The sequence below is a fragment of the Leptospira stimsonii genome (assembly GCF_003545885.1).
Lineage (GTDB): Bacteria > Spirochaetota > Leptospiria > Leptospirales > Leptospiraceae > Leptospira > Leptospira stimsonii.
In genome coordinates this window covers 591,725-617,635 of record NZ_QHCT01000002.1, presented here as the reverse complement: position 1 = coordinate 617,635, position 25,911 = coordinate 591,725, and the positions used below count along the sequence as shown (strand labels likewise).

The window sequence follows — 25,911 nt, the reverse complement described above, 5'->3', positions numbered from 1 at the left end:
CAAATGAGCATTCCAATTCCTATCAAACTTCAGTATAAGTATACAATAAAATTCCGGAAAACCCGGGGGTTCAATCAAAAATGAAAAAACCAGGTTTCGAAATCAAAAAAGTTCTCTCTCTCTTCATTCTCCTTCTTGTAGGAGTTCTGTTTGGGATTTTCGTTTCGGCTTGTTCCGGCGAGAAAAAGGATGAGATCGAGGGTTTCGCTCATGTTCTTATGATCGATAACTCCTTTTCTCCTCCTATGCAGAGAATTCCTGTCGGAGGAATCGTTGAGTTCGTGAACTCGGGAAACAATCCGCACAACGCGATCGCAGTGGATAAGAATTGGTCCACGGAAAAAACCTTCGGCAATATCGCTATGCCTAGAGGAACAAAAACAAAAGTAACCTTTCCCAAGGAAGGTGTGTTTGCCTACTTCTGTTCTTTTCACGCAACCCCGGATGGGAAGAGCGGAATGGTCGGAGACGTTGTCGTCGGTGATGTTCCTTACAATCCCGCGGCAAAAGCGGGAAAATCCTGGAAGAATGTGGACAAGTTTTCGGGAACAATCCGTAAGGTGCCTTCTCAATATCCAACGATCCAAAATGCTGTGGACGCCGCGGCTCCCGGTGATCTCGTTTTGATCAGCGATGGAGTTTATTTTGAAGAAATCACCGTGACGACTCCTTCGATCACGATCCGCGGAACCAATCGAAACAAAGTGATTATCGACGGTCAGTTTCAGAGAGGAAACGGTATCATGGTGGTCGCGGCGGACGGGGTCGTGATCGAAAACATGACCGCAAGAAATGCAACCCTGAACGGTTTCTATTGGACCGGTGTAAAAGGTTTTCGCGGTTCTTACCTGACCGCGCATAACAACGGAGACTATGGAATCTACGCGTTTGATTCCATGAATGGAGTCATCGAACACAGTTACGCTTCCGGTTCTCCCGATTCCGGAATTTATATCGGACAGTGTTATCCTTGTAAGGCGATTCTCTACGACGTCGTTTCGGAACACAACGCTCTCGGTTATTCCGGAACCAACTCGGGTGGGGAGCTTTATCTTATCAGTTCCGTCTGGAAGAATAATATCGTCGGTCTCGCTCCAAATACTCTGGATCGCGAGCTCCTTCCGCCGGAAAGAGAAACAACGATCATCGGAAATCTTGTTTATAACAACAATAACCCGAAAGCCCCGATCGCGGCTCTGGAATATCCGTCCTTTGGAAATGGAATTCTAATCGCGGGCGGTCTTTCGAATATCATTCGTAAGAACGTCGTTGTCGATCACCAAAATAATGGAATCGTAATTCTTCCGAATCTGGACGAGAAATTTTGGATTTCGCATAACAACGTTGTGACGGATAATATCGTTTACAATTCCGGAAGAGCGGACTTGGCACTTGTCGGACCGATGAGCACCGGAAATTGTTTTTCGGGCAACGAATATAGAACGGAACTTCCGGCTTTCTTGGAAAAATGGAACGGTTGTAATTCGTTTATTCGTCTTCCGATGGGCGGGGATCTTTCCATGATGCTCGGAGCTCTCGGTTTGATGGTCCAGGCTTCCGGAGGAAGATTCCCTTCGGGAAATTACAAGGAACAACCGATTCCGGGACCTCAGCTCAATCTACCCGGTGGAAGTTCAGCTCCCGTAAAACCGGCTTTGACAGCATTCGAAGATTTCAATCTGGATGTGGATAAAATTCAACTTCCAAAAGAAGCCGAGGAAATCCTAAAATCGGTTCCGAGAAAACCGGCTCCTACCACCGGTGCGATCACCCTTGTAAAACCGGTGAGCCTCTTTCCATTCTTCTATCATTGGCTGGGATTTTTACTCCCGTTCGCGATTTATATCTGTTGGACTTCGATGTCTCTTTTCGATCTGAAAGATCGTTCCGATCTGGATGAAAAGAAAAAACTTTCTTGGATCGTTGCCATTACTCTGGTTCCGATCTTAAGTTCAGCGATCTATCTCCTCGGAGGAGGAAACAAATACCCGACTTGGTTCAAAAGGACCTTGGTTTGGGGAGGAATCGTCGCGTTCTTCTTATTACTTCTCTACACGGGAATCTCTTTGATGAACGGTGTGGGAACGAAAACAATTAGTTAATAAGTTTAGAATATTCAGAAATTATCATAGGAGAAAAAATATGGAACAAACTGTCATCGGCGGCCCCGGCTTCTTCGCTTTACTCTTCAACTTTTACGGATATTACTTTCCGTTTATACTTTACACTTTGCTTGCGCCCATCGCGCTTGCAGACCTCGTCAAAAGAGCGGACGTGGATCCGAAAACGGGCTCCATCTGGACGGGCGCGATTCTTCTTGTTCCGATCGTTGGAGCGGGAGCGTATTTGATTGCGGGCGGATCCAAGGTTCCGAATTGGCTGAAAAATTCCCTCGTTTACGGGGGAGTGGGGTTTTTGGCGTTGATCGTTTTGATCACATCGGTTGCCAAATTCTAAAAGATCTTGAATCGAAAGCAGTTTCTCAAATGGATCGGACTCGGCGGCGCGGGATTGGCCGCGGGTGCGGGACTCAGCACGATCGGAGATTCGGACGGAAACGGAGGAATTCTTTGTAAGGTCCGTCCGGGAATCGTCGGCGTCAACAAAGAGGCTACGATTCCGGGAAATCCGGGGAACAATTCTTATGGGAGTATGGTACATCCTCCCTTTCAGATCGATCCCGCTTTTCTTTCTCGGATGGATTTGAAGAATCATCAAGGAGCGTCTAACGGACCGATTCTCAAACAACACCTGAGCATCGTAGAGATGCCTTTGACGGTCGCACACAACACAGTCGTAAAGGCTTGGACTTTTAACGGAATCGTTCCGGGCCCCGTCGTGCGAGCCAAACTCGGTCAGAAGATGGAGATCACTCTGAGAAACGATTCGGAACATCCTCATTCGATTCACTTTCATGGAAGTCACGATCCAAACGAGGACGGTTGGGAACCGATCGTTACCGGTGGAGAAAAAACATACAAACTCACTGCGGGTCCGATCGGATTCCATCCGTATCACTGCCACGTTCCTCCTCTTGCGAGCCATATGGCGAAAGGTCTTTACGGTGGTCTGATCGTAGATCCTCCCGGAGGTCGTCCGCCGGCTCACGAGTTTATGCTGATTCTTTCCGGATGGGACTTGGGAGATAAGGGGAAGAATGATATCTATTCTTGGAACGGGATGGCCGGATTTTACGATCGTTATCCGATCAAGGTTCCCGTCGGTGAGAAGGTTCGATTCTACATCGCGAATATGTGCGAGTACGAACCCGTTGCTTCTTTTCACTTACACGCTCAGACGTTCGACGTTTTTCGGACCGGAACAAGATTGAATCCGGACGATCATACGGACGTCGTAACGCTCGGACAAACGGAAAGGGTCATCCTAGAGTTTACGCTTCCTAAAAGAGGAAGATATATGTTTCATCCTCACCAGACGAAGATGGCCGAGAACGGCGCGATGGGTTGGATTGTCGCGGTTTGATTCGATGACGTCTAACGTATTCTCGTTGTGATTCCTTAGGAGAAAGGTTTTGAAGGAAAAAATTCTTTTTATCGCAGTTTTGGTTCTCGGAGTCGGTCTCGGTTTTTTTGGTTGGAAAGAATGGAAGAGTCGTTCCAATATCGAACCTGTCTTCGTGGAAGAATGGTCCAAGGCTTCTCTGAGAGATACAAAAAATCGTGAAATTCTTCTCGGTTCCATTCCTGGAAAACTAAAGCTCGTTTACTTCGGCTTCTCTCATTGCCCGGATATGTGCCCGAGAGCTCTCTTGGATATGTCCGCGGCGGTGAACGAATTGGGGGAAGAAGGAAAAAATTTGACTCCGATTTTTATCAGCGTTGATCCGGAGAGAGATTCGCCAGAACTACTTGCAAAGTATGTAAAACAATTTTCAAATCAAAGTCTGGTCGCATTGACCGGAGACAAGCCTACGTTAGACGCTCTTCAGGGTGCCTTTGGGGCGATTTCAAAAAAGGTAAGCAATCCGTCGGTCGAAGGTGGTTATACCGTGGACCACACCGTGTTCTTGTATATCGTTGATGAGAAGAGCAGAATCCTCGCGACTTTCCCGGGAGGAATGGAAGGAAAGCTGATTGCAAAAGAAGTGAGGCGGTTTCTTTGATTTGCAGTTCAAAGTAGGAACTCACACTTTTTTAAGACTTCAGCGGGATCTTGTTTGATTTGCAGATCTAAGTAGGAACTCATACTTTTTTAGAACTTCAGCGGGATCTTGTTTGATTTACAGTTCAAAGTAGGAACTCATACTTTTTTAAACTTCTGGGGGATCTTGTTTGATTTACAGTTCAAAGTAGGAACTCATACTTTTTTAAGACATCAGCGGGATCTTGTTTGATTTACAGTTCAAAGTAGGAACTCATACTTTCTTAAAACTTCAGTGAGATCTTGTTTGATTTTCAGTTCAAAGTAGGAACTCATACTTTTTTAGAACTTCAGCGAGATCTTGTTTGTCAGAAATTCTAAAATTCGATCTCCACCAATCCTTCCTTCGTCAATTTCCTCGGACCGAGCGCTGATTCATCTTTTCATTCCATAAAAATTTCTAAACGACGGGCTTGATAACGAAGCATAGACTCCCAAGAATCCGGCCAAGCTTTAGAAATTCTTACTTTCCTTTCAGATGAGAATTGCAATCGTCGCGCCGATCTTTCGGCCTTTTTTGGCCCAGGAAAATACTACTTTCGGCCAGAAGCGACTTTCTTTTGCTTATTCTTCTTTGGGGATGATCCTCGATTCGTCTTTGGAAATCAGAGAAAGTAGTTATTTCTGAGAGGGGATATTCATTCCGTCTGAGACCCATTGCGAATTTTTTTATTTCAAAACTGCGCCAGTTTTACTTTCGTCTCGCCTAGGAACGAACGGTTTTCCCAGAGTTCACCAGAAATTTGATTGGTTTTTCTGGATTGTTTTCTCGGTTCTTTGAATGCCGGCTTTAAAAAAACGCTTCCCTTCTCCATCTCATTGAGAAGGGGCTTTGTCATAGAAGGCGAAGGCGACCGCTCCCAGGATGAACAAAAAGCTAACAACGTGATTCCACTTTACTTTTTCTTTTAGGACCAAGGAGGCAAAGACGATAAAAATCGAAATCGTGATTACTTCCTGTAAGATTTTTAATTGATAGGCGCTGTAACCTTCTTCTCCATATCCGATCCGATTTGCCGGGACCATAAGAATGTATTCGAAGAGCGCAATTCCCCAGCTTAGAAGAATGGTGAGAGGGAGACTCCATCCGTGAAAAAATTTCAAATGCCCGTACCAGGCGAAGGTCATAAAAAGATTAGAGCACAGGAGAAGAAAAAAAGTTTTCATAAGAATAGGTTTTTCCGATTGTAAGGGCGGTGACAATCGGAAATCCGCTTCTTAGGAAGGAAATCCTTTCAAATAGAATTTTTACAGAGCCGAGTTTTCAATACTTTTTTTTTAGATCTGTCCTCTCGATAAAAAATTCCCAATTTCGATTTCGCAAAGGGATAGAGAAAATTCAATTTTCCTTATGCACTTTAAAAACCTCTGGAAATCAAAAACGGATTCATACGGATTTTTTAGAAAAGAAAACCCCGTCTCCGGGGTGTAAAAGGGTATTAGACTTCAGGTAGTATAACAAAACCCCTGCGAAGAGGAGGCTTTCGAAATTCTATTTTAGACCGAGATTCCACCGGCGGATTCCGAAAAGAGAATCCAAACCGGTGGGAAGAAAAATCACTCGGAGCGAACTTCTATTTTTTTAACCTGAGGTTTTCTTTTCGGAAGAGTCAGGCTTAACACTCCATTCTTATAGACCGCGGAAATTTTATCTTCCTCAACGGCTTCCGTAACCGTGAAGGATCTTTTGTATTCTCCGGTTCTGTATTCGGAATAACGGAGTTCTCCGGGAATGCTTCTTTCTACGGTTTTTCCGGAAATCGTGAGCTGGTCCTTTTCCATTTGAACCTGAACGTCCTTTTCTTCCACTCCGGGAAGGTCGGCTAAGAGATAGATGTTCTCTTCGTCTGAATAAACGTCCACTCTCGGAGTCAGGATTCTTACTTTTTCTTTTTTCACTTCTTGGGAAGTGGGATGTTCGTGTTTTACGGTTTCCTTATTGAGCACTGCGTTGGTCATCTTTGCTTCTCCTTCGACTTAGATTTAGTTGGTCTGAATTTGGATCTTACGAGGTTTAACGCTCTCTCGGATCGGAAGAGTCAGAACCAAAATTCCATTCTTAAATTCTGCCGTTGTTTTTTCGGGATCGACTTCTGTCGGGAGTTCGAGAGTTCTCTGAAACTTTCCTTGAAATCGTTCCACACGATTTGCTCCAAAATTCGTCTTCGGTGCAAAAGTTGGGGCTTCTCCACTGAGCCGAAGCTGGTTTCCGCTTACCGTGATATCGAGCGAGTCCGGAGTAATTCCTGGGATCAGAGCGGTAATTGTCACCGATTCACTTCCTTTGTGAACGTTTAAGGAAGGATACGCGCTTCCTCCCGCGGACAGGAACGGGTCCCAGAGGCTCGAAAACTGATTTTGGAGTTTATGTAGGTCTTCAATCATTCTAAATTCGTGAATCATCTTACTTTCCTCTTTTTGGCAATCTGAAACTTAGAGTGCCAAAACTGAAAAAAAGTTCAAGAAAAAAATTTAAAAATTAGCACTCTTTTTTATTGAGTGCCAGGTTGTTGCTGAGGGAACTGGGAACGAATTCTCTTCGAAAGATCCTCTAAAACGGGGTTCGAAATGCCTAAAGTTAAAACCCGTGGATGTTTTGATTCGTAGCTCTTAACCAAATGGAAACGGACTTCGGAAAATATGTGGGAACTCTTACGAAATAAGTTGTTTCTCCGGGTAGATTCGTTTCCGAAATATTGACACACAACTTTAAACGTCAAGATTTCGGAGATCGCCTAAACTTCGATGTCTTCACAAATCGAGGAATCGAAGTAACTTATTAGCCAAGGAGTTTGCACGGATGAATCCAATGAAATCCGCCTATCACGATCTCAAACCGCAGAGAAAGGATTGGGTTTTGACAGGAATCTCACTGATATTTGTTATAATCGGAGTTTTTATTCTTCCGAAGAATGGGAACTTAGGAATTGTCACGATCGCGTTCTTCGGAGTTTGCTTTGGAACGTTTCTCGCGACGATCCTTCGGAAAATGCGTGAGAGTCAATTTCAAAGCCTTTCCATTGACGTCGTCGGAGGCGTGGACATTCAGCCTTCTCGAGCGCGAATTTGGGTGATGGCTTGTTTGTTGATTTTTCTCGGTTCGATTCTGATCGTTTTTGGAGGCAATGATCCATTCTTAATCAGATTGATTTCGTATTTTATCGCAGGTTCCGGATTCTTCTTAGCCGTTCTGGTTGCACTTGGAAAAATCCCTTCGGGGTTTCTTCGCTTTGATTCTGACGGGTTTCGTATCGGAAGGAAGAAGTGGACGGTCTTTCTCCCTTGGGACGAAATTGCGGAGGCGAGAGCAGGTGAATTCAATAGCAATGCGGCAGTCTTTCTCACGCTCCGATCATTCGACCTAATCAAAACCGAACCCGAAGAGTTCTATAAAAATGCGATCCAGGAGATTCTTTCCAGTGAAGCGTGGGTTGGAGCTCATTTTATGATTCTGACTTCAAATTACGGAATGTCCTCGCCGATGCTCGCGGAAGCGATCACACAATACACAACGCAACTGGAGGCTCGAGAAAAATTAAGTCGAGTGAGGATCGAAAAGGGAAGTTGATCGAAATTTCCTTGAAGCCGTTTTTGGATCGAAGACGGCGGCTTCAAGGAATTTGAAAGCGAAATGATAAACCGAAACTTGGTTATCTCTTTTTTGCTTTTTTCTTAAGCGTTTTCTTTTTCGCGGCTTTTTTCTTTGGGGCGGACTTGCGAGTTACCTTCTTCTTTGCCGCTTTCTTTTTGGGGGAGGCCTTTTTCTTTGCGGTTTTTTTCTTCTTCGCTACCGCTTTCTTTTTAGAAGCCTTCTTCTTGGCGACTTTCTTCTTCGCGGCTTTTTTTGTGGCCGCTTTCTTTGCAGACGCTTTTTTGACGACGACCTTGTCTTCCACATTGGCACGGAAGAATGTCTTTTCAAAATCCCGATTCTTAAAAGAAACAAGGGCGCGTCCGATCAACTCATCCACATCGCTCGTTTCCATACCTTCGTTTGAAGATTCGATAAAATCGTAAGAAAGATGAGCCAGCCCGCATCGGAGATAGCTCGTGAGTTTGTCTTGAGAGGCGCCTTGACGGGCAAGTCCATGCAACCATTCTCTGAGAATCTTTTCTCCGAGTTCGAAGTTCGCTTCCGGTTGAGCAGACCTTCCAGTCTTATGAAATTCCTCGTTTAGTTTTTGGTGAACGAGAGAGTAGTCTTCTAGGAAGGCGCTATCTAAGATACCATCTTCGATAAGCCTGAGGTCCAGTTTGCGGACAATAGCAGAGTCGGCCATAATGTTAGAATCTCCTGAAATCTATGGGGCAGAAATTGGATATACTTTGCTCGAAGAATTCTTAATGCAAGAAAAAACTGAATCGTCGATGAAAATGATCTTCTTATAATTTCTTCCGCTTCACTCAATACTTCTTCTTTAGAAAGAATGAATGAAGGAAATTCATTCTCTTTGTTCTGAGATGGAAAGTGGAATCAAATGGACTTCTTGGATTTTGGAAGAAGGTGATGAAAGGAATTTATCTTTTTCTCCATTCACTTTGTCTTTCGGGGATCGTTGCGTTCATAACGTTTCTCTTGATTCTTCTTCCTTGACGGAAAGGTTTTGTTCGAAATGGGATCTCTCTTGTTTTTGAAGGCAGACGATTCATCACCGTTTGGGTCGACTTGCGGAAGTTAGGTTCTGGAATCTCTTCGTTTTTTTTTTCGAAGAATTCTCCGCTTCGCGAAACTCTTCTCTTAAATTCTCGCCTTCTCGTTATTCTTGGGAGAATCCCGGAATTCTCCTCATTTGAGCCGGAATTTTTGTCTGTTCAAGAGTTGAACAAATTTTCTTGACAGGAGGTAAATATCACCTTTTTATGAGACCAGATTTTCCAATCCTGGGATTGACCCGGCGAAGCTACGTCCGGAGATCCTTTGCGAACCTTCGTTTTGTCGAACTTTTCCCTCTTTTTTGGCGGCTCTTATGGATGATGCACTAAGACACAAACTTCTGAGAATCCTTGAAGAAAACCCGGAAGTGAATCAAAGAGAAATCTCCGAAATCCTCGGGATCAGCTTGGGAAAGGTGAACTATTGTCTGAAGGCTCTTATGGATAAGGGTTGGGTCAAAGCGCGAAATTTTAAGAACAGTAAAAACAAATTGGCCTACGCCTATTTTTTAACTCCGATGGGCCTTGAAGAAAAGGCAAGGATTACCGTTCGCTACCTCAAAGTGAAGATGCAAGAATACGAACAGATTCAAAAAGAGATCGAAGAGTTAAAGAAGGAAGTCGAGGAACAGTGATGGAAAAGTCGGCAAAAATTTATATCGCCGGTCATAAGGGTCTTGTAAATTTCCAGTTTCTATTTAAGAGATAAAATCATTTATGAAAAAAATTCTTATCACTGGTGCCGATGGATTTATCGGGTCACATCTAACTGAATCTCTTGTTCGTCAAGGGTTCGATGTAAAGGCTTTCGTTCTTTATAATTCTTTTAACTCTTGGGGTTGGTTGGATTCTTGTCAATCTGACGTAAAAGGCAAATTTGAAATTTTTTCCGGCGATATTCGAGATCCGAATGGCGTTCGTACGGCGATGAAAGGTTGCGATGCAGTTCTACATCTTGCGGCTCTGATTGCGATTCCATACTCTTACCATTCCCCGGATACTTACGTCGATACGAACGTGAAGGGTACTCTGAATGTCGTCCAAGCCGCAAAAGATCTGAACATATCTAAAGTTGTTCATACCTCTACAAGCGAAGTTTATGGAACTGCTCGGTTTGTTCCGATCACGGAAGATCATCCTCTACAAGGCCAATCTCCTTATTCAGCTAGTAAGATTGGCGCTGACCAGATTGCGATGTCTTTTTATTCCTCTTTTGGTACCCCTGTTTCGGTAGTTAGGCCGTTTAATACCTATGGTCCTCGACAATCGGCTAGAGCAGTAATTCCTACTATCATTACGCAAATTGCAAATGGAAAACGTAAAATTAAGTTAGGCGCGATTCATCCAACGCGGGATTTTAATTTTGTAAAAGATACGGTTTCAGGCTTTATCTCCGCTTTGAACTCCGATTCTTCGATTGGAGAAGTCATTAATATCGGAAGTAATTTTGAAATTTCTATTGGAGATACGGTTAAGACTATCGCTGAAGTTATGAAGGCGACTATTGAGATTGAATCGGATGATCAACGCCTTCGTCCTGAGAAAAGCGAAGTAGAAAGACTCTGGGCATCCAACGAGAAGGCAAAAAAACTTTTAGCCTGGGAACCTCTCTATGGAGGTTTGACAGGGTTTCAGAAAGGGTTAAGTGAAACCGTCGAGTGGTTTCTCGATCCGAAAAATCTTTCTCAGTATAAAACCGATATTTATAATATTTAATGAAACAAAATTTCGATACATTGCCCAATCGGATCGTAGAAGCAATTCGTAAGGTGGTCGGAAGTTCGCCGGTCGCACTCCATGAACCTACGTTTTCCGGAAATGAATGGAAATATGTAAAGGAATGTATCGATACGAGTTTTGTTTCTTCTGTAGGGAAGTTTGTCGATCGATTCGAGTTGGAGCTTGCTCAATTCACCGGGGCAAAACACGCGATCGCAGTCGTCAATGGAACTGCGGCCCTTCATATTGCCCTGAAATTAGCCGGTGTCAATTCGGGGGAGGAAGTTTTGATTCCTTCCCTTACATTTGTAGCGACAGCGAACGCGGTCACTTATTGCGGCGCTATTCCTCACTTTGTGGATAGCGAAGAATCCACTCTCGGTCTTGATCCGATACGGATTCGAGAATATCTTTCTCTTATATCCGAGATTAGAAATAGTCAATGCGTCAATAAAGCTACGGGAAGAATTATTCGAGCGATCGTTCCTATGCATACTTTTGGTCACTCGAGTGATCTTGACGGAATCCTAAAGCTTGCAGAAGAATTTCATCTAAAGCTCATTGAGGACGCGGCCGAATCCTTAGGAAGTTATTATCACGACAGGCACACTGGAACTTTGGGATTATTTGGAACGATTAGCTTTAACGGAAATAAGACAATTACTACGGGCGGAGGCGGAGCGATTCTTACTGACAATTCTGAACTTGCTAAAAGGGCGAAACATATAACTACAACAGCGAAGGTTCCCCACCGCTGGGAATATGTTCACGATCAAATCGGTTATAATTTTAGAATGCCTAATATCAATGCGGCGCTTGGTTGTGCTCAATTGGAACAGATGCCGGAATTCTTAAAATTGAAACGAGAACTCTTTCTGAAATATAAAGACTCCTTTTCTTCGATTGAAGAAGTTTCTCTTTTCGAGGAACCAAATGGAACTCGCAGTAATTATTGGCTTCAGACCTTAGTCTTGGCGGATCACGTATCCCATAAAAGAGACGAGATCTTAACTGTAACAAACGACAACGGCGTTATGACCCGACCTTGCTGGGGGTTGATGCATAAGTTAATCCCTTTTTCCGAATACCCGCGGATGGATCTTTCCGTTGCTCTTTCTTTGGAAAAAAGGCTGATCAATATTCCGAGCGGATCAGGGCTTCTCGTTTCCAAAAGCGAATGAAAGAGAAAATTCTTTTGATTGGAGCGGGAGGGCATACTCGTTCCTGCATCGACGTAATCGAATCGGAAGATCGTTTTTCTATTTTAGGTTTGATTGCTTCTTCGGAAGAGATAGGTCAAACCGTTCTGGGTTACGAGGTAATCGGTACGGACAATGACTTAGGGAGATTTCGAAAAGAGTGTAAGAATGCCTTTGTTACCGTTGGGCAGATTTTAAACCCGGAACCGAGGAGGAAAATATTTGAACTTCTAAAAAGTTTGGGTTTTGAGATCCCTTTGATTGTTTCCCCGATCGCTTACGTTTCCAAACATTCTAAAATCGGAGAAGGTACCATCATAATGCATCACTCGATGGTAAACTCGAATGTGCAAGTCGGAAACAATTGTATCATTAATTCCAGAGTTTTATTGGAACACGATGTAAAAATCGGAAACCATACTCATATTTCCACTGGAGCGCTATTGAACGGTGAGGTTTCAGTAGGAGATTTTTCTTTTATAGGAAGCGGTTCTGTAGTAAGGGAAACCGTTCGTATCGGCTCCAATTGTATCGTAGCGATGTCGAGCAAGGTTTTCCGGGATCTTCCCGATCATTCCACGTATAAAATCTTAACTTGAAACATATGAAAACGCTTATCATTGCCGAAGCCGGTGTAAATCATAATGGCAATATGGAAATTGCACATAGATTGATCGACGTTGCGACGGACGCCGGAGTGGATATTGTAAAGTTTCAAACTTTCGAGGCGGCGAAACTAACAACGAAGTTTGCTAAAAAGGCTGACTACCAAAACGAGACGACAGATTCAACGGAGTCTCAATTGGAAATGTTAAAAAAGCTGGAGTTGTCGAAACAGGATCATTTTTCCTTGATTGAACATTGTAAAAAAAGAAGTATCGAATTTTTATCCACCGCTTTCGATCTTCAGAGTCTAGCGTTTTTAGAAGAACTTAATTTGAGCCGGTACAAAATCCCTTCCGGTGAAATTACAAATTATCCATATCTGAAAAAAATAGGAAGTTTTGGGAAACCCATTATACTTTCCACCGGAATGGCCACGTTAGGCGAAATCGAATCCGCAATTCTAATTTTAGAGAAAGCCGGTTCTAAAAGAGAGGATCTAACTGCTCTACACTGTAATACCGAATATCCGACACCGTTTTCAGACGTAAATTTACACGCGATGGAAACTATAAGACAGAGTTTTAAAGTTTCAGTCGGTTACTCCGATCATACTTCCGGTCTTGAGGTTTCGATAGCGGCAGTCGCTTTGGGGGCGTCTGTCATAGAAAAACATTTTACCTTAGACAAATCCTTACCCGGACCGGATCACAAAGCGAGTCTGGAGCCGGATGAGTTGAAGGCGCTGGTTCAATCGATACGAAACATAGAACAATCCTTAGGAGACGGAATCAAACGTCCGAGTTTAAGCGAATCAAAGAATCTCGGAATCGCACGTAAATCGATCGTAGCAAGTTCTGCTATTAAAAAGGGTGAAGCTTTTTCATCCGAGAATCTTGCCGTCAAGAGACCTGGAATTGGAATATCTCCTATGCGATTTGATGAGATCATCGGTTTAAAGGCGAAAAGAGATTTTGATGAAGACGAACTAATCGAATTATGAAAAGAAAAGTATCCGTCGTCACTGGAACACGCGCCGAATATGGTTTGCTTCGTCTCCTGATAAAAAAAATTCAGGATTCTAAACATCTGGAGTTACAGTTGGTCGTAACTGGTATGCATCTTTCTCCAGAGTTTGGATCCACATATCAAGAGATCGAGTCCGATGGTTTTTCTATCGATAAAAAAGTGGAAATGCTTATGAGCGCCGACACTTCCTCTTCGATTTCTAAATCCATCGGACTTGGAATGATCGGATTTGCGGATGTCTGGAGGGATCTTGAACCCGATTTAATTATCCTTTTAGGTGATCGATATGAAATTTTTGCGGCGGCTTCCTCCGCTATGGTTTCTAAAATTCCAATCGCACATATTCACGGCGGCGAAAAAACGGAAGGAGCGTTTGACGAATCGATTCGTCATTGTATTACGAAAATGTCTCATCTTCATTTTGTGGCTACGGAAGAATATAGAAAAAGAGTGATTCAATTGGGTGAAAGTCCGGAACACGTATTTAACGTGGGTGGATTCGGTGTGGATGCAATCCGTAGTTTAAAGCTCATGACCCGATCCGAACTTGAAACCTCTCTTAATTATAAATTCGGTGAGAAGAATCTTTTAGTTACCTTTCATCCAGTCACTTTAGAAAAATCTTCATCCAAAGTTCAAATGAAAGAATTGTTAGATGCATTAAAAGAACGCTCTGACGTGCATTACATTTTCACGATGCCCAATGCTGACACAGATAGTAGTGTCATCTTTACTATGATCGAAGAGTTCGTTAATTCTAATTCCAATGCGGTCTCGTTTTCATCCTTAGGCCAATTGAGGTATTTTTCAACTTTAGCACAAGTTGACGGAGTCGTCGGAAATTCTTCGAGTGGAATTCTGGAGGCACCTACTTTTCTTAAAGGAACGGTCAATATTGGAGACAGGCAAAAAGGACGTTTAAGAGCTGAAAGTGTAATCGATTGTGAACCGGAAAAAAAATCGATCCTCTCGGCCATTTCTCGATTGTATTCCCAAAATTTTCAAAATCAATTGGAATCAATCGTCAATCCTTACGGATTAGGTGGAGCAAGCGACCGAATGATTCAAATTTTAGAAAAAATGGATTGGAAGGATCTTTTAAAAAAAAGATTCTATGATATGAATTTCTAGAATACTCTTCGCGTTTAATTTTTTTTAATTAATTTCTTTCTGTTTATAAATATAGGTTCTTCTTCATTGGAAAATTGGAAAAATAGTAAACTTTCTTCCGGGCAAACTTTGCTCGAAGCGATTCGAAACATGGACGCCTCCGGAATTCAACTTATTCTGGTTTCGAACGAAGATAATATTTTGGAAGGAATTTTGACGGATGGTGACATTCGCAGAGCTATACTAAAAGGATCCGGATTAGACATTAAAATTCAAGAAGTAATGAATCCGAAACCAATGACGGTTCTTGCGGAAACTCCTCGTGAGGAAATGCTTTCCATCATGAGACGGTACATGTTACATCATTTGCCCGTTTTAGATCCTGCCGGAAAATTGGTAGAGATTGTAACGTTAGATGAATTGATCGGAGCCGTTGAACGACCCAATTGGGTCGTTCTTATGGCAGGGGGACTTGGTAAGCGTTTGCGTCCTCTTACCGATCAAATTCCAAAACCATTGTTATCCGTTGGTGGGAAGCCAATTCTAGAAAGTATCTTGAACGGTTTTTCGGAACAAGGGTTTAGAAAATTTTATATTTCTGTGAATTATAAGGCAGATATGATTCGAGACTATTTTGGAAACGGTGACAAATGGAAAGTCCGTATCGAATATTTGGATGAGGATAAAAGTTTGGGTACCGCCGGAGCGCTGGCTTCCATTCCGATCAAACATGAATTTCCACTCGTTGTCATGAATGGAGACTTGCTAACACGGGCTAATTTTTATTCTCTTTTAAAATTTCATGAACAAGAAAAATCATCTGCGACTATGTCAGTAAGAGAATATGATTTTCAGGTTCCTTACGGAGTGGTAAACGTCGAAAATCAAGAAATTCTAAGTATTGAAGAAAAACCGATTCATAAATTTCATGTCAATGCTGGGATCTATGTACTATCTCCGGACACTATCGAGCTGATTCCCAAGAATACTTTTTTTGACATGCCTACATTGTTTGAAAAATTGATTTCATTGAAAAGAAAAACGTCTGCCTATCTTTTGAAAGAGTATTGGTTGGATATCGGTAGATTGGAAGAATTTGAAAGAGCTCAGAAGGAGTGGGGGAATCATACCCGTTGATCTCAGGTCAAACAGTTTTAGGACTGATTACCGCCAGAGGGGGATCCAAGGGGGTTCCTGGTAAAAACATTCGTACTCTGAGCGGTAAACCATTAATCGCATGGACGATCGAGAGTGCAAAAGAATCCAAATACCTCGATCGTCTGATTCTATCGACCGATGATGAAGCAATCATTTCGGTGGCAGTACGCTTTTCTTGTGAAACCCCGTTCATAAGAGATGAGCATTTGGCAAGCGATTCTGCCTCGAGTTTGGAAGTTGTAGTAGACGCATTGGAAAAATGTCCGGGATATGATTGGATTGTTCTCTTACAACCGACGTCACCTTTTCGATCGGCATCCGATATCGATAACGCTCTTGAGCTCTGCATAGAAAAAAAAACAAATGCCTGCGTTTCCGTTAGTGAGGCGGAGGAAAGTCCTTACTGGATGTTTAATTTAGAAAATTCTAAATTGAGGCCTGTCATCGACTTACCTATAGCAAAAAGAAGACAGGATCTACCAAAAGTTTATTCTCTTAACGGCGCGATTTATATTTCTAGAGTGGACACGTTCCTACAACGTAGAGCTTTTCTTCACGGCGATACCGTGGCTTATGAAATGCCTCAACGCAGATCTATCGATATCGATACCGAGGCTGACTTTGAATTTGCGGAATATTTGTTACAAAAAAAAGATCATAAGTATTGATATCGTAACTACATTCGAAATTTACGTTGTCTGTTAAAGAGTCTATTTAATTTGATTTATTTCAAATTGGATAAGGTCTTTGATTTACAGATTTTTTTTTATTCTCAACAACGAACGAAGAACGATCAGATAAAATGGAAAAAAATAGTAAGATTTACATCGCGGGTATCTATGGAATGGTCGGTTCCGCTATCAAGCGAGTTCTCCTTGAAAAAGGTTTTGAAAATATCGTAGGGCATAGCTCGGAAGAGTTGAATCTTCTTCGCCAAGAAGAAGTAGAAAAGTTCTATAAAGGATATAGACCGGATTACGTTTTCATTGCTGCGGCCAAGGTTGGAGGTATTTATGCCAATAATACCTATCCCGCTGACTTTATCTATAATAACCTTCAAATTCAAAACAACTTGATTCATTCTTCTTACGTCTATCGAGTAAAAAAACTTCTGTTTCTCGGTTCCTCATGTATTTATCCTAAGTATGCGGAACAGCCGATTCGCGAAGACTCTTTGCTAACAGGTCTCTTGGAGCCAACCAATGAGGCCTATGCGATCGCTAAGATTGCCGGTGTAAAAATGTGCGAATTTTATAACAAACAGTTTCACACTCAGTTTATCTCTGCAATGCCTACGAATTTATATGGAATTGGGGATAGCTATAATGCAATGAATTCTCATGTTTTGCCTGCTTTAATTCGGCGTTTCCATGAAGCAAAGGTAGCAGAAAATAAAGACGTCGTCATGTGGGGCACCGGTACCCCACTTCGGGAATTCTTGTTTGTCGATGATTTGGCCGATGCTTGTGTCTTTCTTATGAATCACTACTTTGCAGATGAAACCATTAATGTTGGTAGCGGGGAAGAGGTCAGTATTCGCGAGTTAGCCGAAATCGTAAAAGAGGTGGTTGGTTTTGCTGGAGAGATCGTCTTGGACTCTTCTAAGCCGGATGGTACTCCGCGTAAGCTTTTGGATTCAACAAAGTTGCATTCGCTAGGTTGGAGAGCTAAAACATCCTTAAGTGAAGGAATTAAAGTTGCTTATGCTGATTTTTTGAGCGGAAACGTTAGGAAGTAGGCGATCATATTTATAAATTATAATATTACTTGCGACGATATTTAAAAACTTGATTTTATCTAAATTGAATGAAGAATGAAAATCTAAAAATCCTATTGTTCAGACTTTGGCAACACTTGACTCCGCGTCGGCATAAGCAATACGCATTTTTACTTGCGTTAGTCGTTTTTGCCTCGTTTGCGGAAGTGATGAGCATTGGAGCTATTATTCCTTTTTTAGGAATTTTGACTTCACCTGGACAAATCTTTCAATTGGCTTCGGTTCAAGCGGTCGCGAAGTACTTTCATCTTCAAAAACCTGAGGATTTAGTCCTACCTGTAACCGGAATTTTTGCGTTTGCGGCGATCGTAGCAGGGGGTACTCGTCTAATTTTGCTATGGGTTAGTACCCGTTTGTCGTATGCTACTGGCGCTGATTTGAGCATCAGCGTATATCATAAAACGCTGTTTCAGCCATATATTGCTCATGCTCAACGAAACAGTAGTGAAGTTATTAGTGGAATATTAGGAAAAGCGAACGGGTTGGTTTCTTATACAATTCTTCCGGTAGTAAATATTATCAGCGGATTATTCATTCTTGTTTCCATTTTAATTACTTTGATTGCTTTCGATCCATTGGTCTCCATTTCCGCGTTTATTGGAATGGGATTCATTTATGCCATAATCGGTTATACTGCGAAAGACAGGCTTGTTAAAAACGGTAAAGTATTATCGGAAGAATATTCGAAAGTTGTTAAGATACTGCAAGAAGGTCTAGGTGGAATTCGAGATGTCTTGATTGAAGGAAATCAACAAGCCTATTGTGATCTCTATCAAAGTTCGGAACAAAAATTAAGAAAAGCATATGCAGACAATAACTTTACCGCGTATGGTCCTCGGTTCTTAATGGAAGCGTTAGGGATGGTTCTTATCGCGGCGTTTGCCTGCTTTTTGTTTCGTTCAGAAAATGGTATTTCGGGCGCACTCCCTTTTTTGGGCTCGATGGCTCTTGGGGCGCAAAGATTGTTACCGGTCGTTCAGCTTGGTTATCAATCCTGGACCAGTTTGAGAAGTAGTAAGAGCCTTTTGACCGACGTATTGGATTTATTAGATCAAAAACTTCCGGATTACGCTTTTTTACCGAAACCGAACCCATTGCCATTTTCAAAATCGATATTGATTAAAGATTTAGAATTTCGTTATGAAGAGAATGGATCATTGGCTCTGAAAGAAATAAATCTTGAAATTCTGAAAGGACAGAGAATTGGGATCGTGGGTCATACGGGAAGCGGTAAGAGTACCTTCTTAGATATTTTTATGGGATTACTCGAACCGAACGCAGGTTTTATATCAGTGGACGGGCGAATCATTCAATCCGAATTAACTCGTTCCTGGCAAGCGAATATCGCTCATGTTCCGCAGAGCATTTTTTTAGCGGATACAAGCATCGCGGAAAATATAGCATTCGGTATCCCCTTAAAGGATATTGATATGGAGAAGGTTAAACTTGCGGCAGAACAAGCTCAAATCGCTGATCATATTGAAACCTTAAAGGAAGGTTATTTGTCATTTGTTGGCGAGCGGGGAATTCGACTTTCCGGCGGACAGCGACAGCGAATCGGGATTGCTCGAGCACTTTACAAAAATTCCTCGGTTATCGTTTTTGATGAAGCTACAAGTGCTCTCGATTCGGAAACAGAAAAGGCAGTGATGGATTCTATCGACGGGCTTAGAAAGGATCTAACGATTCTAATGATCGCGCATAGATTGACTACGGTTCAAAATTGCGATCTGATTGTTGAACTGAAAAACGGGAGTATCTATAGAAAGGGGACTTTTGCGGAACTGTATCAATCTGCTCCTACACAATGAAAGATGAATCTGTTTTAATCACCGGCGCAAGCGGTCTTTTGGGTCACTATCTTTGTTCTTTTTTTAAGGAAAGGAATTTTAAAGTCACTGGCATTTCATACGGACATTCGATCCAAATTTTAGGAATCACTGAAATACAATGCGATCTAAATGATCATGCAAACTTTACGAAAATTGTGGAATCGGTAAAACCAAAATATATTCTTCATTGTGCCGGTTTGACTAACGTGGATGAATGTGAGAAAAATGAGGTTTTGGCTACTCGTATTCACGTGGAAACGAGCGGACTTATTGCCGAACTTTCTCGCACTCTTTCAATAAAGATGATACATATTTCAACAGATCATCTTTGGGATGGTTCGATCGCGAACGTAACGGAAGACACTCCAGTGTCTCCCTTAAATGTATACGGAAGAACGAAATGGAACGCTGAAGTAGCAGTCCAGAAAAGGAACCCGGATGCTTTGATTGTTCGAACTAATTTTTTTGGGGTCGGGCTCCCATGGAGAAAATCATTTTCAGATTGGATTGTCGGAACTTTAGAAACCGGCAATGTTCTGAACGCTTTTCAGGATGTTTATTTTACTCCAATTTCGATCCCTCTTTTAGCTGAACTTCTTCTGGATTCAATTGAGAAGAACCTTTTCGGAATTTATCACATAGTAGGTCGAGATAGGATTTCAAAATTTGAGTTTGCATTCAAGTTAGCCAAAGTTTTCGGACTTTCACAAGAATTGATTCATCCAATTCCATATAAGAATGCAAACCTTGTTGCAAAAAGACCCATGGATATGTCCCTAAGTGTAGAAAAAATCGAGAGAGCATTACAGAAAAAAATGCCTTCCTTGGACCAAAGTCTTTTTAGTATTCGCGGTTAATCTTCGTATTCTTTTTAGTTTTTCCATTCATAAACGAGTAAGGTAAATTCAATGTACATTTTAGGTATTAAATCTAGCGGCCATGACACTGGAGCCGCATTGATAACGGATCGTTCTGGGTCGGTCGAACTTTCGGCAATTTCAGAAGCGAGGTTGAACCGTCGGAAACATTCTTATTCTTATCCACTTTTGTCTATTCGTTATGTGATGGATCATTTCGAATTAAAATCTCTGGATGAAATCGATTTGATTTGTATCGATAGACATGGTGAACTTTGGCCGGAAAAGAATTCTCAATTTGGACGGCTCTCGGCAAGAAATCAACGTCCTCATCAATATGACTTCGATGCTCGTTTTAACTATTTGATTGAACAATCTATTCGATTCCCGAAGGAAAAAGTGCTTTATATCAATCATATAGACGCGCACGCGGCAAGTACCTATTACGTATCGGGTTTTGAAGAGGCATCGATCTTAACGATTGAGGGTGGTATTGGAAACTATATCGGAAAAGGAAAAGATATTTCTATCATAGATAGAACTGGGTATGGAGGAGATGAATACCAAAATGGAAAGATTACTCACAGCACAAAAGTAAGTTGGCCTCCTCATAGACAAAATATATCAAATCTTTATGATTTAATCACGAGTAAGTTAGGTCTGGATAAATTTGCGGCGGGAAAGACGATGGCGCTTGCGGCCTTTCGCGATCGTTTTCCTCAGAAAAACTATCTGAACATTCCGAAAGATCGACATGATGGTTTCATGTCTGATTATACTGATTTAGTAAATAGACTGGGAGTGGAGGTTAGATCATTCGTCGCCACTTCAAAAGCAACAAAAGACGTCGAACTTCAGGACGAATATTGGGTGAATATTGCTAGAGAGGCTCAAGATGCGCTTGAGGAAGATGTCCTGTATCTTGCGAAACTCGCGGCAAATAAATCGAACTCGAGAAACCTTTGTTTGGCGGGCGGGGTTGCGCTTTCATGCGTTACCAATAGAAAAATACTGGATCTAGGTCTTTTTGATAACGTTTTCGTTCAGCCGGCGGCTTCAGATGAAGGAATCCCCTTGGGTTGTGCGTTATGGGGTTATTACAAAGTTATGCATGGAACGGCGCCAGCGAAAATGGAACACGCATATCTTGGATCGGCGAATCAATCCGAAACAATTCCTGCTCTTTTGGATAAGTATAAGTTTGTTGGTCGCAAGGTTAGTTCTGAGGATGTGGCGAAAGTTCTCGCAAATGGAAGCATTATCGGTAGAATTTCCGGCGCTTCCGAATACGGACCGAGGGCGTTAGGGAATAGAAGCATTCTCGCGGATCCTAGGATTGCGAATATGTTAGAAGTTGTTAATACCCAGATTAAGCATAGGGAAAGGTTTCGTCCTTTTGCGCCGTCTTGCCACGCCGATAAACAAAATCGATATTTTGATATTCCTTGCCCTAGTCCGTTTATGCTGATGGCTTGTGCCGTTTATCCGGATGCAAGGTCTAAGATTCCGGCAGTTATTCACGTAGATGGAAGTAGTCGGGTTCAATCAGTAACTCCTAGTCAAAATAAAGCATATTATGATTTAATTGAGGAGTTCGGAAAACTTTCCGGCGTATATACCCTCCTGAATACTTCTTTTAACGACGACGGGGAACCGATCGTAGAAAACTACGAGGATGCACTGCTTTCTTTTGTAAGAACTGGCCTTCATTTTCTTTATATGGAAGATTATCTTGTGGAGCGACCATCGCCTGAAGCTTGTGCAAAACTACGGGAGGAACTTTCGGTCCATATCAAAAGAAGAGTTGAAAACGAATATGCGATTGCAGTTTCAACTTTCTGCAATGAAGAACTCTATAAGAAACTTGATTCGTCTATAGATCATTTTACATTTAGCGACCTTCTTACCAACATGGTTCATTTTGTTAGACGATCAAAGAGATTAACGTTTAACACCTACGGCTCTAAAGGATTGAATCAATTGTTAAAAAAAGGAATCAATAGACTTAGTCGCGTGGCTCGTCACGGAAGGTCCGGAATCGTTTCCCGCTTAGCAACGCTTCCGATGTTAAGTTTATATTCTCTGTACAGATTATTTTTCATTAATAAGAATAAGGATTAGTTTTTCTTTATTTTAAAAGCTAAGAAAAATGGAAGAGAATTCGGTGAAAAAGCTTGCCCTTCTTGTTGCAATTCGTGCGCACTTTCCAGAGATGTTTCGAACTGCCAGTAGCATACTGAGAAATGGTAAGTTTGATCCGATTCTTGTTTTTTTGGGGGATGAGGATTTCACAGACGAATCGAATCGGTGCAAAAGGGTTGGTCTTCGTTATATTTCAAACGTGGTAGAAGAAAAGGAAAAAACAAATTCATTAAACAGTGGAAGCTCGATAGAATCTCCGTCGATTGTTGGCGTTGGCTGGAAACAACGAATCAAAGATATGCCGTTTTTCGGTTTTCTTTTTAAAAAGATATTGAAGATCTATGTTTCGATTTTTGTTACGAAATCGTCGTTATTTTCCTTTTTTTGGCACCTTTCCGTTATTCGAAGTCGAGGATTTATTGCGCAGAGGATTGTCGAAAAGATAAAGCCAGACGTATTCATTTTTCCCAATATTGAAATCAGGGGAATACTCGGCCAAATTTTTTGGACCGCTCGAAAGTTGGGAATTCCTACTGTAGTGGTTCCTTATGCTTGGATTATGCGTAGCGAGTTGCAAAGTGTAGTTACGGGTAAATCTGAATATCAGGTACGTGGAATCCTAAATCGGATTATTTCAAAATTGTATCCGCAATGGGTCTTCAAGAATTATCTGGGAGCTACAGCAGTGGAAATCCTTGCAATGGAGTGTTCCGGATTACCAACGAGTAATCCGTGGATGTCAGATGATCTCGCAGATGTTCTCGCATTAGAAAGCGAGGCGATGTTTTTATCCTATACACAGGATGGGGTGGATCCGAAAAAGTGTTATGTAACCGGTAGTGCCTCGCATGATATTCTTTACGCTTCTGATTTAGATAAGAATCCGAAAAAAGAACAATACATAGTCGCTTTCCTTCCGCCCGATCAGACAGGAAATCATTTAGTAGGCTTTGAGTTTTCTGACTATTGGGAAATGATTTGTTTTTTTGTTGGAACGTTAGTCTCCAAAAGTCAAAACCCTGTTTATTTCAGTATCCATCCTAGAATGAAATATATTAGGAACGCCTTGTTGACTAAGTTCCCTGAAATCAAAATTTATGATGGAGATGCCTGTGAAATCATTCCCGGCGCTCAATTTTGTATTGGGACACTGAGTGGAATGTTGCGGTATGTTCTATCTTGCGGAAAGCCTTTATTGTATTATGATGTTTTTAACTATCGTATGAGCGAATATGCTTCCGTTCCCTCCGTAATCACGGTGAATCAAAAAGTTGATTTTGAAAATTCAGCTTATAGGATGTGCAATGACTTTGAATACTTTTCCCAATTAAATTCAATTGCAAAAAAATATTCGAGCATCTGGGGAAAGGTCGACGGTCATGCAATGGAACGGATTGAAAGTTTGATTTATAGCAAATTTCTGAATACAAGTGCATCACCGGCTATTTGAAAATGCTTTTGTTTCTTTGAATTATTTCGAATAATTTATAGTTTTAACATGTAAGGAAATTACTATATTATGAATTTTGATAACTACGTTGAAAGGGGCGGCTTGAATTGAGGATTGGGATTATCGGTGTCGGACGTATGGGTCGTCGTCATATTCAAGCGGTTCGGCGATTGGGTTGGGACTTGGTTGGGCTTTACGATGTAAGTAAGGATTCTTTGAATATGGCTCAGTCTGAGTTTTTGATCGATTCAGATAAACTTTTTGATGATATCAATCTTTTTTTTGCTCATGCAAAACCGGAATGCCTGATCATTGCAACGACCGCAGATTCTCATTGTAAATTTACCTGCCTTGCGACGGAGAATGGTGTGAAGTTTATTCTCGTTGAAAAACCGATGGCTGTTTCTCTCGCGGAGTGTGATCGGATGATCGAAGCGTGTAAACGGTGCGGAGTCAAGTTGGCGGTCAATCATCAGATGCGTTTTATGGAACAGTATACCGAGCCAAAGCGTCTCTTTAAAACAAAAGAATATGATGGATTAATGAGTATGACCGTTGTCGCAGGGAATTTCGGTTTTGCGATGAACGGCAGTCATTACTTTGAAGCATTTCGTTTTTTAACCGAAGAGGACATTGCCGAGGTCACGGCATGGTTTTCGCCAGAAATCGTCGCTAATCCGAGGGGACCTCAGTTTCAAGACCGTGCAGGTAGTATTCGAGCTGTAACGACTGGTGGAAAAAGACTCTACATGGAGATCGGTTCCGATCAAGGTCACGGAATTCGAGTAGTCTATGCCTGCAGAAATGGAATGATCACCATTAACGAACTTGACGGAGACTTAATTGCGAACGTTAGGGAAGAGCAGTACCGAGACCTCCCGACTAGTCGATACGGAATGCCTTCGGTAGATTCTCGGATTAAGATTGCTCCTTGCGAAGTCGTGGATACGAGTGCGGCAGTGTTGCGTTCTTTAATCAACAACGAGAATGTAATTAGTGGGGAAGATGGGCGTCGCGTCATTGAAGTTTTAGTTGCCGCATATCAATCCGCTGGAAATGGAAACAAAGTCATTCATCTCAAAACAGGGGTGGATCGCAGTGTTGTCTTCCCGTGGGCATAAGATAATTCTAATATATCTGAAATTTAAAAGTGATTTTATTAGATTTCGGATTTCATTAGATTTGGCCGGTGATGGAAGTCATTGAGGACTAAGGAAAATCTATAAAATGAGTTCAAATTCTAAAGCAATATTTTGCAAGGTTGCTTTCGTCGGCGCCGGCTACATGGCTACCGAGCATATTAAGGCTTTTCGGGATATTTCAGGAGTGGAATTGTGCGGAATTTATAGCCGTACGAAAAGTCGTGCCGATATCCTTGCGAAAGAGTTTGGTATTCCTAAAGTCGTTGATTCGGTTGCTTCTCTCTATAAAGAAACGAATGCGGATATAGTCGTCGTTTCAGTTCCCGAGTTATCCGCGAAATCGGTCATTTTGGAATGCTTTCAATTCCCTTGGCTCTCTTTGATAGAAAAACCTGTAGGATATAATTATGGAGAGGCGAATGCTATTGTGAAGGTCGCACACGAATTAAAGAGAGAGGCTTACGTTGCTCTTAATCGAAGGCACTATTCGAGTACATACAATACTCTTCAGGAATTAAATCGAATAGATGAACCGAGATTTATTCACGTTCAAGATCAGGAAGATTTGATAGCGGCTAAAAATTTCGGTCAACCCGATTTAGTCCTAGAAAATTGGATGTATGCGAATTCAATTCATCTAATAGACTATTTTTCAATTTTTGGTCGGGGAAGAATTATTCAAATCGATCCTCTATTTCATTGGGATAAGGACAATCCCACTTTTGTTGCCGCAAAGATTTTATTTGATTCCGGCGATCTCGGAATCTATCAAGCGGTATGGAATGCTCCTGGGCCTTGGGCTGTTTCAGTAACCACTCATTCGAAACGATTTGAGTTGCGGCCGCTTGAACAGGCGTCGATACAGTTAAATGGTCAGAGAACTTTGGAATCAATTCCTATACACGAATGGGATGTACAATTTAAACCTGGATTGCGAAGACAGGCTGAGATGGTAGTCAAAGCGTTCAAAAACCAAGAACACTCTCTCCCATCTCTGGTGGATGCCTTGGAATCAATGCGAGTAGTCCATGAAATCTATGGAGTAGAATAGGAATATGCACATAATTCGTTTTTTGAAA

Annotated in this window: 24 protein-coding genes; 20 read left to right on the top strand and 4 right to left on the bottom strand. The window is 41.9% G+C overall.

Annotated features, from left to right (window positions below):
• Window positions 1–80 precede the first annotated feature (80 nt).
• From DLM75_RS11070 to DLM75_RS11060, 4 genes are read left to right on the top strand one after another with little or no spacing between them, the layout of a single operon-like run.
• Window positions 81–2,102 (top strand): right-handed parallel beta-helix repeat-containing protein, encoded by a 2,022-nt coding sequence (locus DLM75_RS11070; protein WP_118968535.1) that lies wholly within the window; start codon window positions 81–83, stop codon window positions 2,100–2,102.
• A gap of 40 nt (window positions 2,103–2,142) precedes the next feature.
• Complete coding sequence (locus DLM75_RS24545; RefSeq protein WP_118981886.1) at window positions 2,143–2,457, top strand: PLDc N-terminal domain-containing protein; 315 nt, start codon at window positions 2,143–2,145, stop codon at window positions 2,455–2,457.
• Between the two features lie 6 nt (window positions 2,458–2,463).
• Window positions 2,464–3,483: a multicopper oxidase domain-containing protein gene (locus DLM75_RS11065; RefSeq protein WP_174715083.1), complete on the top strand. Its 1,020-nt coding sequence runs from the start codon at window positions 2,464–2,466 to the stop codon at window positions 3,481–3,483.
• A gap of 49 nt (window positions 3,484–3,532) precedes the next feature.
• Window positions 3,533–4,123 (top strand): SCO family protein, encoded by a 591-nt coding sequence (locus tag DLM75_RS11060; protein ID WP_118968534.1) that lies wholly within the window; start codon window positions 3,533–3,535, stop codon window positions 4,121–4,123.
• 854 nt (window positions 4,124–4,977) lie between these two features.
• Here the strand turns inward: DLM75_RS11060 and DLM75_RS11055 are convergent.
• The 3 genes from DLM75_RS11055 to DLM75_RS11040 form a co-directional block, all read right to left on the bottom strand.
• Entirely contained in the window at window positions 4,978–5,328 is a 351-nt protein-coding gene (locus DLM75_RS11055; protein WP_118968533.1) for a DMT family protein, read from the bottom strand.
• A gap of 390 nt (window positions 5,329–5,718) precedes the next feature.
• Entirely contained in the window at window positions 5,719–6,120 is a 402-nt protein-coding gene (locus DLM75_RS11045; protein ID WP_118968531.1) for an Hsp20/alpha crystallin family protein, read from the bottom strand.
• Between the two features lie 24 nt (window positions 6,121–6,144).
• Window positions 6,145–6,561 carry an Hsp20/alpha crystallin family protein gene (locus tag DLM75_RS11040; RefSeq protein WP_118968615.1) on the bottom strand — a complete coding sequence of 139 codons (417 nt, stop codon included), beginning with the start codon at window positions 6,559–6,561 and terminating at the stop codon, window positions 6,145–6,147.
• A 400-nt stretch (window positions 6,562–6,961) separates the two neighbouring features.
• Here DLM75_RS11040 and DLM75_RS11035 point away from each other — a divergent pair, with 400 nt between their 5' ends.
• Complete coding sequence (locus DLM75_RS11035; RefSeq protein WP_118968530.1) at window positions 6,962–7,729, top strand: hypothetical protein; 768 nt, start codon at window positions 6,962–6,964, stop codon at window positions 7,727–7,729.
• 82 nt (window positions 7,730–7,811) lie between these two features.
• Here DLM75_RS11035 and DLM75_RS11030 read toward each other — a convergent pair whose 3' ends face one another.
• Window positions 7,812–8,441: a hypothetical protein gene (locus DLM75_RS11030; RefSeq protein WP_118968529.1), complete on the bottom strand. Its 630-nt coding sequence runs from the start codon at window positions 8,439–8,441 to the stop codon at window positions 7,812–7,814.
• A 687-nt stretch (window positions 8,442–9,128) separates the two neighbouring features.
• Between DLM75_RS11030 and DLM75_RS11020 the strand changes: the two genes are divergently transcribed.
• The 15 genes from DLM75_RS11020 to DLM75_RS10950 all read left to right on the top strand — a co-directional run bounded on the left by DLM75_RS11020 (window position 9,129) and on the right by DLM75_RS10950 (window position 25,883).
• Complete coding sequence (locus DLM75_RS11020; protein WP_100785494.1) at window positions 9,129–9,449, top strand: MarR family EPS-associated transcriptional regulator; 321 nt, start codon at window positions 9,129–9,131, stop codon at window positions 9,447–9,449.
• A gap of 82 nt (window positions 9,450–9,531) precedes the next feature.
• Window positions 9,532–10,530 carry an NAD-dependent 4,6-dehydratase LegB gene (locus tag DLM75_RS11015; protein WP_118968527.1) on the top strand — a complete coding sequence of 333 codons (999 nt, stop codon included), beginning with the start codon at window positions 9,532–9,534 and terminating at the stop codon, window positions 10,528–10,530.
• A complete protein-coding gene (locus DLM75_RS11010; RefSeq protein WP_118968526.1) occupies window positions 10,530–11,714 on the top strand; it encodes a LegC family aminotransferase in 1,185 nt (394 codons plus the stop codon). Before DLM75_RS11015 ends, DLM75_RS11010 begins: the two co-directional genes overlap by 1 nt.
• Window positions 11,711–12,331 (top strand): acetyltransferase, encoded by a 621-nt coding sequence (locus DLM75_RS11005; protein ID WP_118968525.1) that lies wholly within the window; start codon window positions 11,711–11,713, stop codon window positions 12,329–12,331. Before DLM75_RS11010 ends, DLM75_RS11005 begins: the two co-directional genes overlap by 4 nt.
• 5 nt (window positions 12,332–12,336) lie before the next feature.
• The gene (gene neuB, locus DLM75_RS11000; protein WP_118968614.1) at window positions 12,337–13,338 is read left to right on the top strand and encodes an N-acetylneuraminate synthase; all 1,002 of its coding nucleotides are present in this window, start codon (window positions 12,337–12,339) and stop codon (window positions 13,336–13,338) included.
• On the top strand, window positions 13,335–14,495 hold the full coding sequence (neuC, locus tag DLM75_RS10995; RefSeq protein WP_118968524.1) for a UDP-N-acetylglucosamine 2-epimerase: 1,161 nt from the start codon (window positions 13,335–13,337) through the stop codon (window positions 14,493–14,495). Before neuB ends, neuC begins: the two co-directional genes overlap by 4 nt.
• 66 nt (window positions 14,496–14,561) lie before the next feature.
• Window positions 14,562–15,611: a nucleotidyltransferase family protein gene (locus DLM75_RS10990; protein WP_118968523.1), complete on the top strand. Its 1,050-nt coding sequence runs from the start codon at window positions 14,562–14,564 to the stop codon at window positions 15,609–15,611.
• The gene (locus DLM75_RS10985; protein WP_118968522.1) at window positions 15,608–16,300 is read left to right on the top strand and encodes an acylneuraminate cytidylyltransferase family protein; all 693 of its coding nucleotides are present in this window, start codon (window positions 15,608–15,610) and stop codon (window positions 16,298–16,300) included. The genes DLM75_RS10990 and DLM75_RS10985 overlap by 4 nt, the downstream gene beginning before the upstream one ends.
• Before the next feature lie 134 nt (window positions 16,301–16,434).
• Window positions 16,435–17,370, top strand: coding sequence for a GDP-L-fucose synthase family protein (locus DLM75_RS10980; protein WP_118968521.1), 936 nt, complete (start codon window positions 16,435–16,437; stop codon window positions 17,368–17,370).
• 68 nt (window positions 17,371–17,438) lie between these two features.
• A complete protein-coding gene (locus DLM75_RS10975; RefSeq protein WP_118968520.1) occupies window positions 17,439–19,220 on the top strand; it encodes an ABC transporter ATP-binding protein in 1,782 nt (593 codons plus the stop codon).
• Entirely contained in the window at window positions 19,217–20,098 is an 882-nt protein-coding gene (locus tag DLM75_RS10970) for an SDR family oxidoreductase (RefSeq protein ID WP_118968519.1), read from the top strand. Before DLM75_RS10975 ends, DLM75_RS10970 begins: the two co-directional genes overlap by 4 nt.
• Window positions 20,099–20,149: 51 nt before the next feature.
• On the top strand, window positions 20,150–22,219 hold the full coding sequence (locus DLM75_RS10965) for a carbamoyltransferase family protein (RefSeq protein WP_118968518.1): 2,070 nt from the start codon (window positions 20,150–20,152) through the stop codon (window positions 22,217–22,219).
• A 220-nt stretch (window positions 22,220–22,439) separates the two neighbouring features.
• A complete protein-coding gene (locus DLM75_RS10960; protein WP_147456626.1) occupies window positions 22,440–23,690 on the top strand; it encodes a glycosyltransferase family protein in 1,251 nt (416 codons plus the stop codon).
• Between the two features lie 107 nt (window positions 23,691–23,797).
• Window positions 23,798–24,811, top strand: coding sequence for a Gfo/Idh/MocA family protein (locus DLM75_RS10955; protein WP_118968516.1), 1,014 nt, complete (start codon window positions 23,798–23,800; stop codon window positions 24,809–24,811).
• Between the two features lie 106 nt (window positions 24,812–24,917).
• Complete coding sequence (locus DLM75_RS10950; protein ID WP_118968515.1) at window positions 24,918–25,883, top strand: Gfo/Idh/MocA family protein; 966 nt, start codon at window positions 24,918–24,920, stop codon at window positions 25,881–25,883.
• The last annotated feature ends 28 nt before the right edge of the window (window positions 25,884–25,911 follow it).

What these genes read in the sequence shown, in the direction of transcription:
- DLM75_RS11070 (WP_118968535.1), top strand. Translation starts at nt 81, where the DNA reads ATGAAAAAACCAGGTTTCGAAATCAAAAAAGTTCTCTCTCTCTTCATT.
- DLM75_RS24545 (WP_118981886.1), top strand. Translation starts at nt 2,143, where the DNA reads ATGGAACAAACTGTCATCGGCGGCCCCGGCTTCTTCGCTTTACTCTTC.
- DLM75_RS11055 (WP_118968533.1), bottom strand. Translation starts at nt 5,328, where the DNA reads ATGAAAACTTTTTTTCTTCTCCTGTGCTCTAATCTTTTTATGACCTTC.
- DLM75_RS11045 (WP_118968531.1), bottom strand. Translation starts at nt 6,120, where the DNA reads ATGACCAACGCAGTGCTCAATAAGGAAACCGTAAAACACGAACATCCC.
- DLM75_RS11035 (WP_118968530.1), top strand. Translation starts at nt 6,962, where the DNA reads ATGAATCCAATGAAATCCGCCTATCACGATCTCAAACCGCAGAGAAAG.
- DLM75_RS11030 (WP_118968529.1), bottom strand. Translation starts at nt 8,441, where the DNA reads ATGGCCGACTCTGCTATTGTCCGCAAACTGGACCTCAGGCTTATCGAA.
- DLM75_RS11020 (WP_100785494.1), top strand. Translation starts at nt 9,129, where the DNA reads ATGGATGATGCACTAAGACACAAACTTCTGAGAATCCTTGAAGAAAAC.
- DLM75_RS11015 (WP_118968527.1), top strand. Translation starts at nt 9,532, where the DNA reads ATGAAAAAAATTCTTATCACTGGTGCCGATGGATTTATCGGGTCACAT.
- DLM75_RS11010 (WP_118968526.1), top strand. Translation starts at nt 10,530, where the DNA reads ATGAAACAAAATTTCGATACATTGCCCAATCGGATCGTAGAAGCAATT.
- DLM75_RS11005 (WP_118968525.1), top strand. Translation starts at nt 11,711, where the DNA reads ATGAAAGAGAAAATTCTTTTGATTGGAGCGGGAGGGCATACTCGTTCC.
- neuB (WP_118968614.1), top strand. Translation starts at nt 12,337, where the DNA reads ATGAAAACGCTTATCATTGCCGAAGCCGGTGTAAATCATAATGGCAAT.
- neuC (WP_118968524.1), top strand. Translation starts at nt 13,335, where the DNA reads ATGAAAAGAAAAGTATCCGTCGTCACTGGAACACGCGCCGAATATGGT.
- DLM75_RS10980 (WP_118968521.1), top strand. Translation starts at nt 16,435, where the DNA reads ATGGAAAAAAATAGTAAGATTTACATCGCGGGTATCTATGGAATGGTC.
- DLM75_RS10975 (WP_118968520.1), top strand. Translation starts at nt 17,439, where the DNA reads ATGAAGAATGAAAATCTAAAAATCCTATTGTTCAGACTTTGGCAACAC.
- DLM75_RS10970 (WP_118968519.1), top strand. Translation starts at nt 19,217, where the DNA reads ATGAAAGATGAATCTGTTTTAATCACCGGCGCAAGCGGTCTTTTGGGT.
- DLM75_RS10965 (WP_118968518.1), top strand. Translation starts at nt 20,150, where the DNA reads ATGTACATTTTAGGTATTAAATCTAGCGGCCATGACACTGGAGCCGCA.
- DLM75_RS10950 (WP_118968515.1), top strand. Translation starts at nt 24,918, where the DNA reads ATGAGTTCAAATTCTAAAGCAATATTTTGCAAGGTTGCTTTCGTCGGC.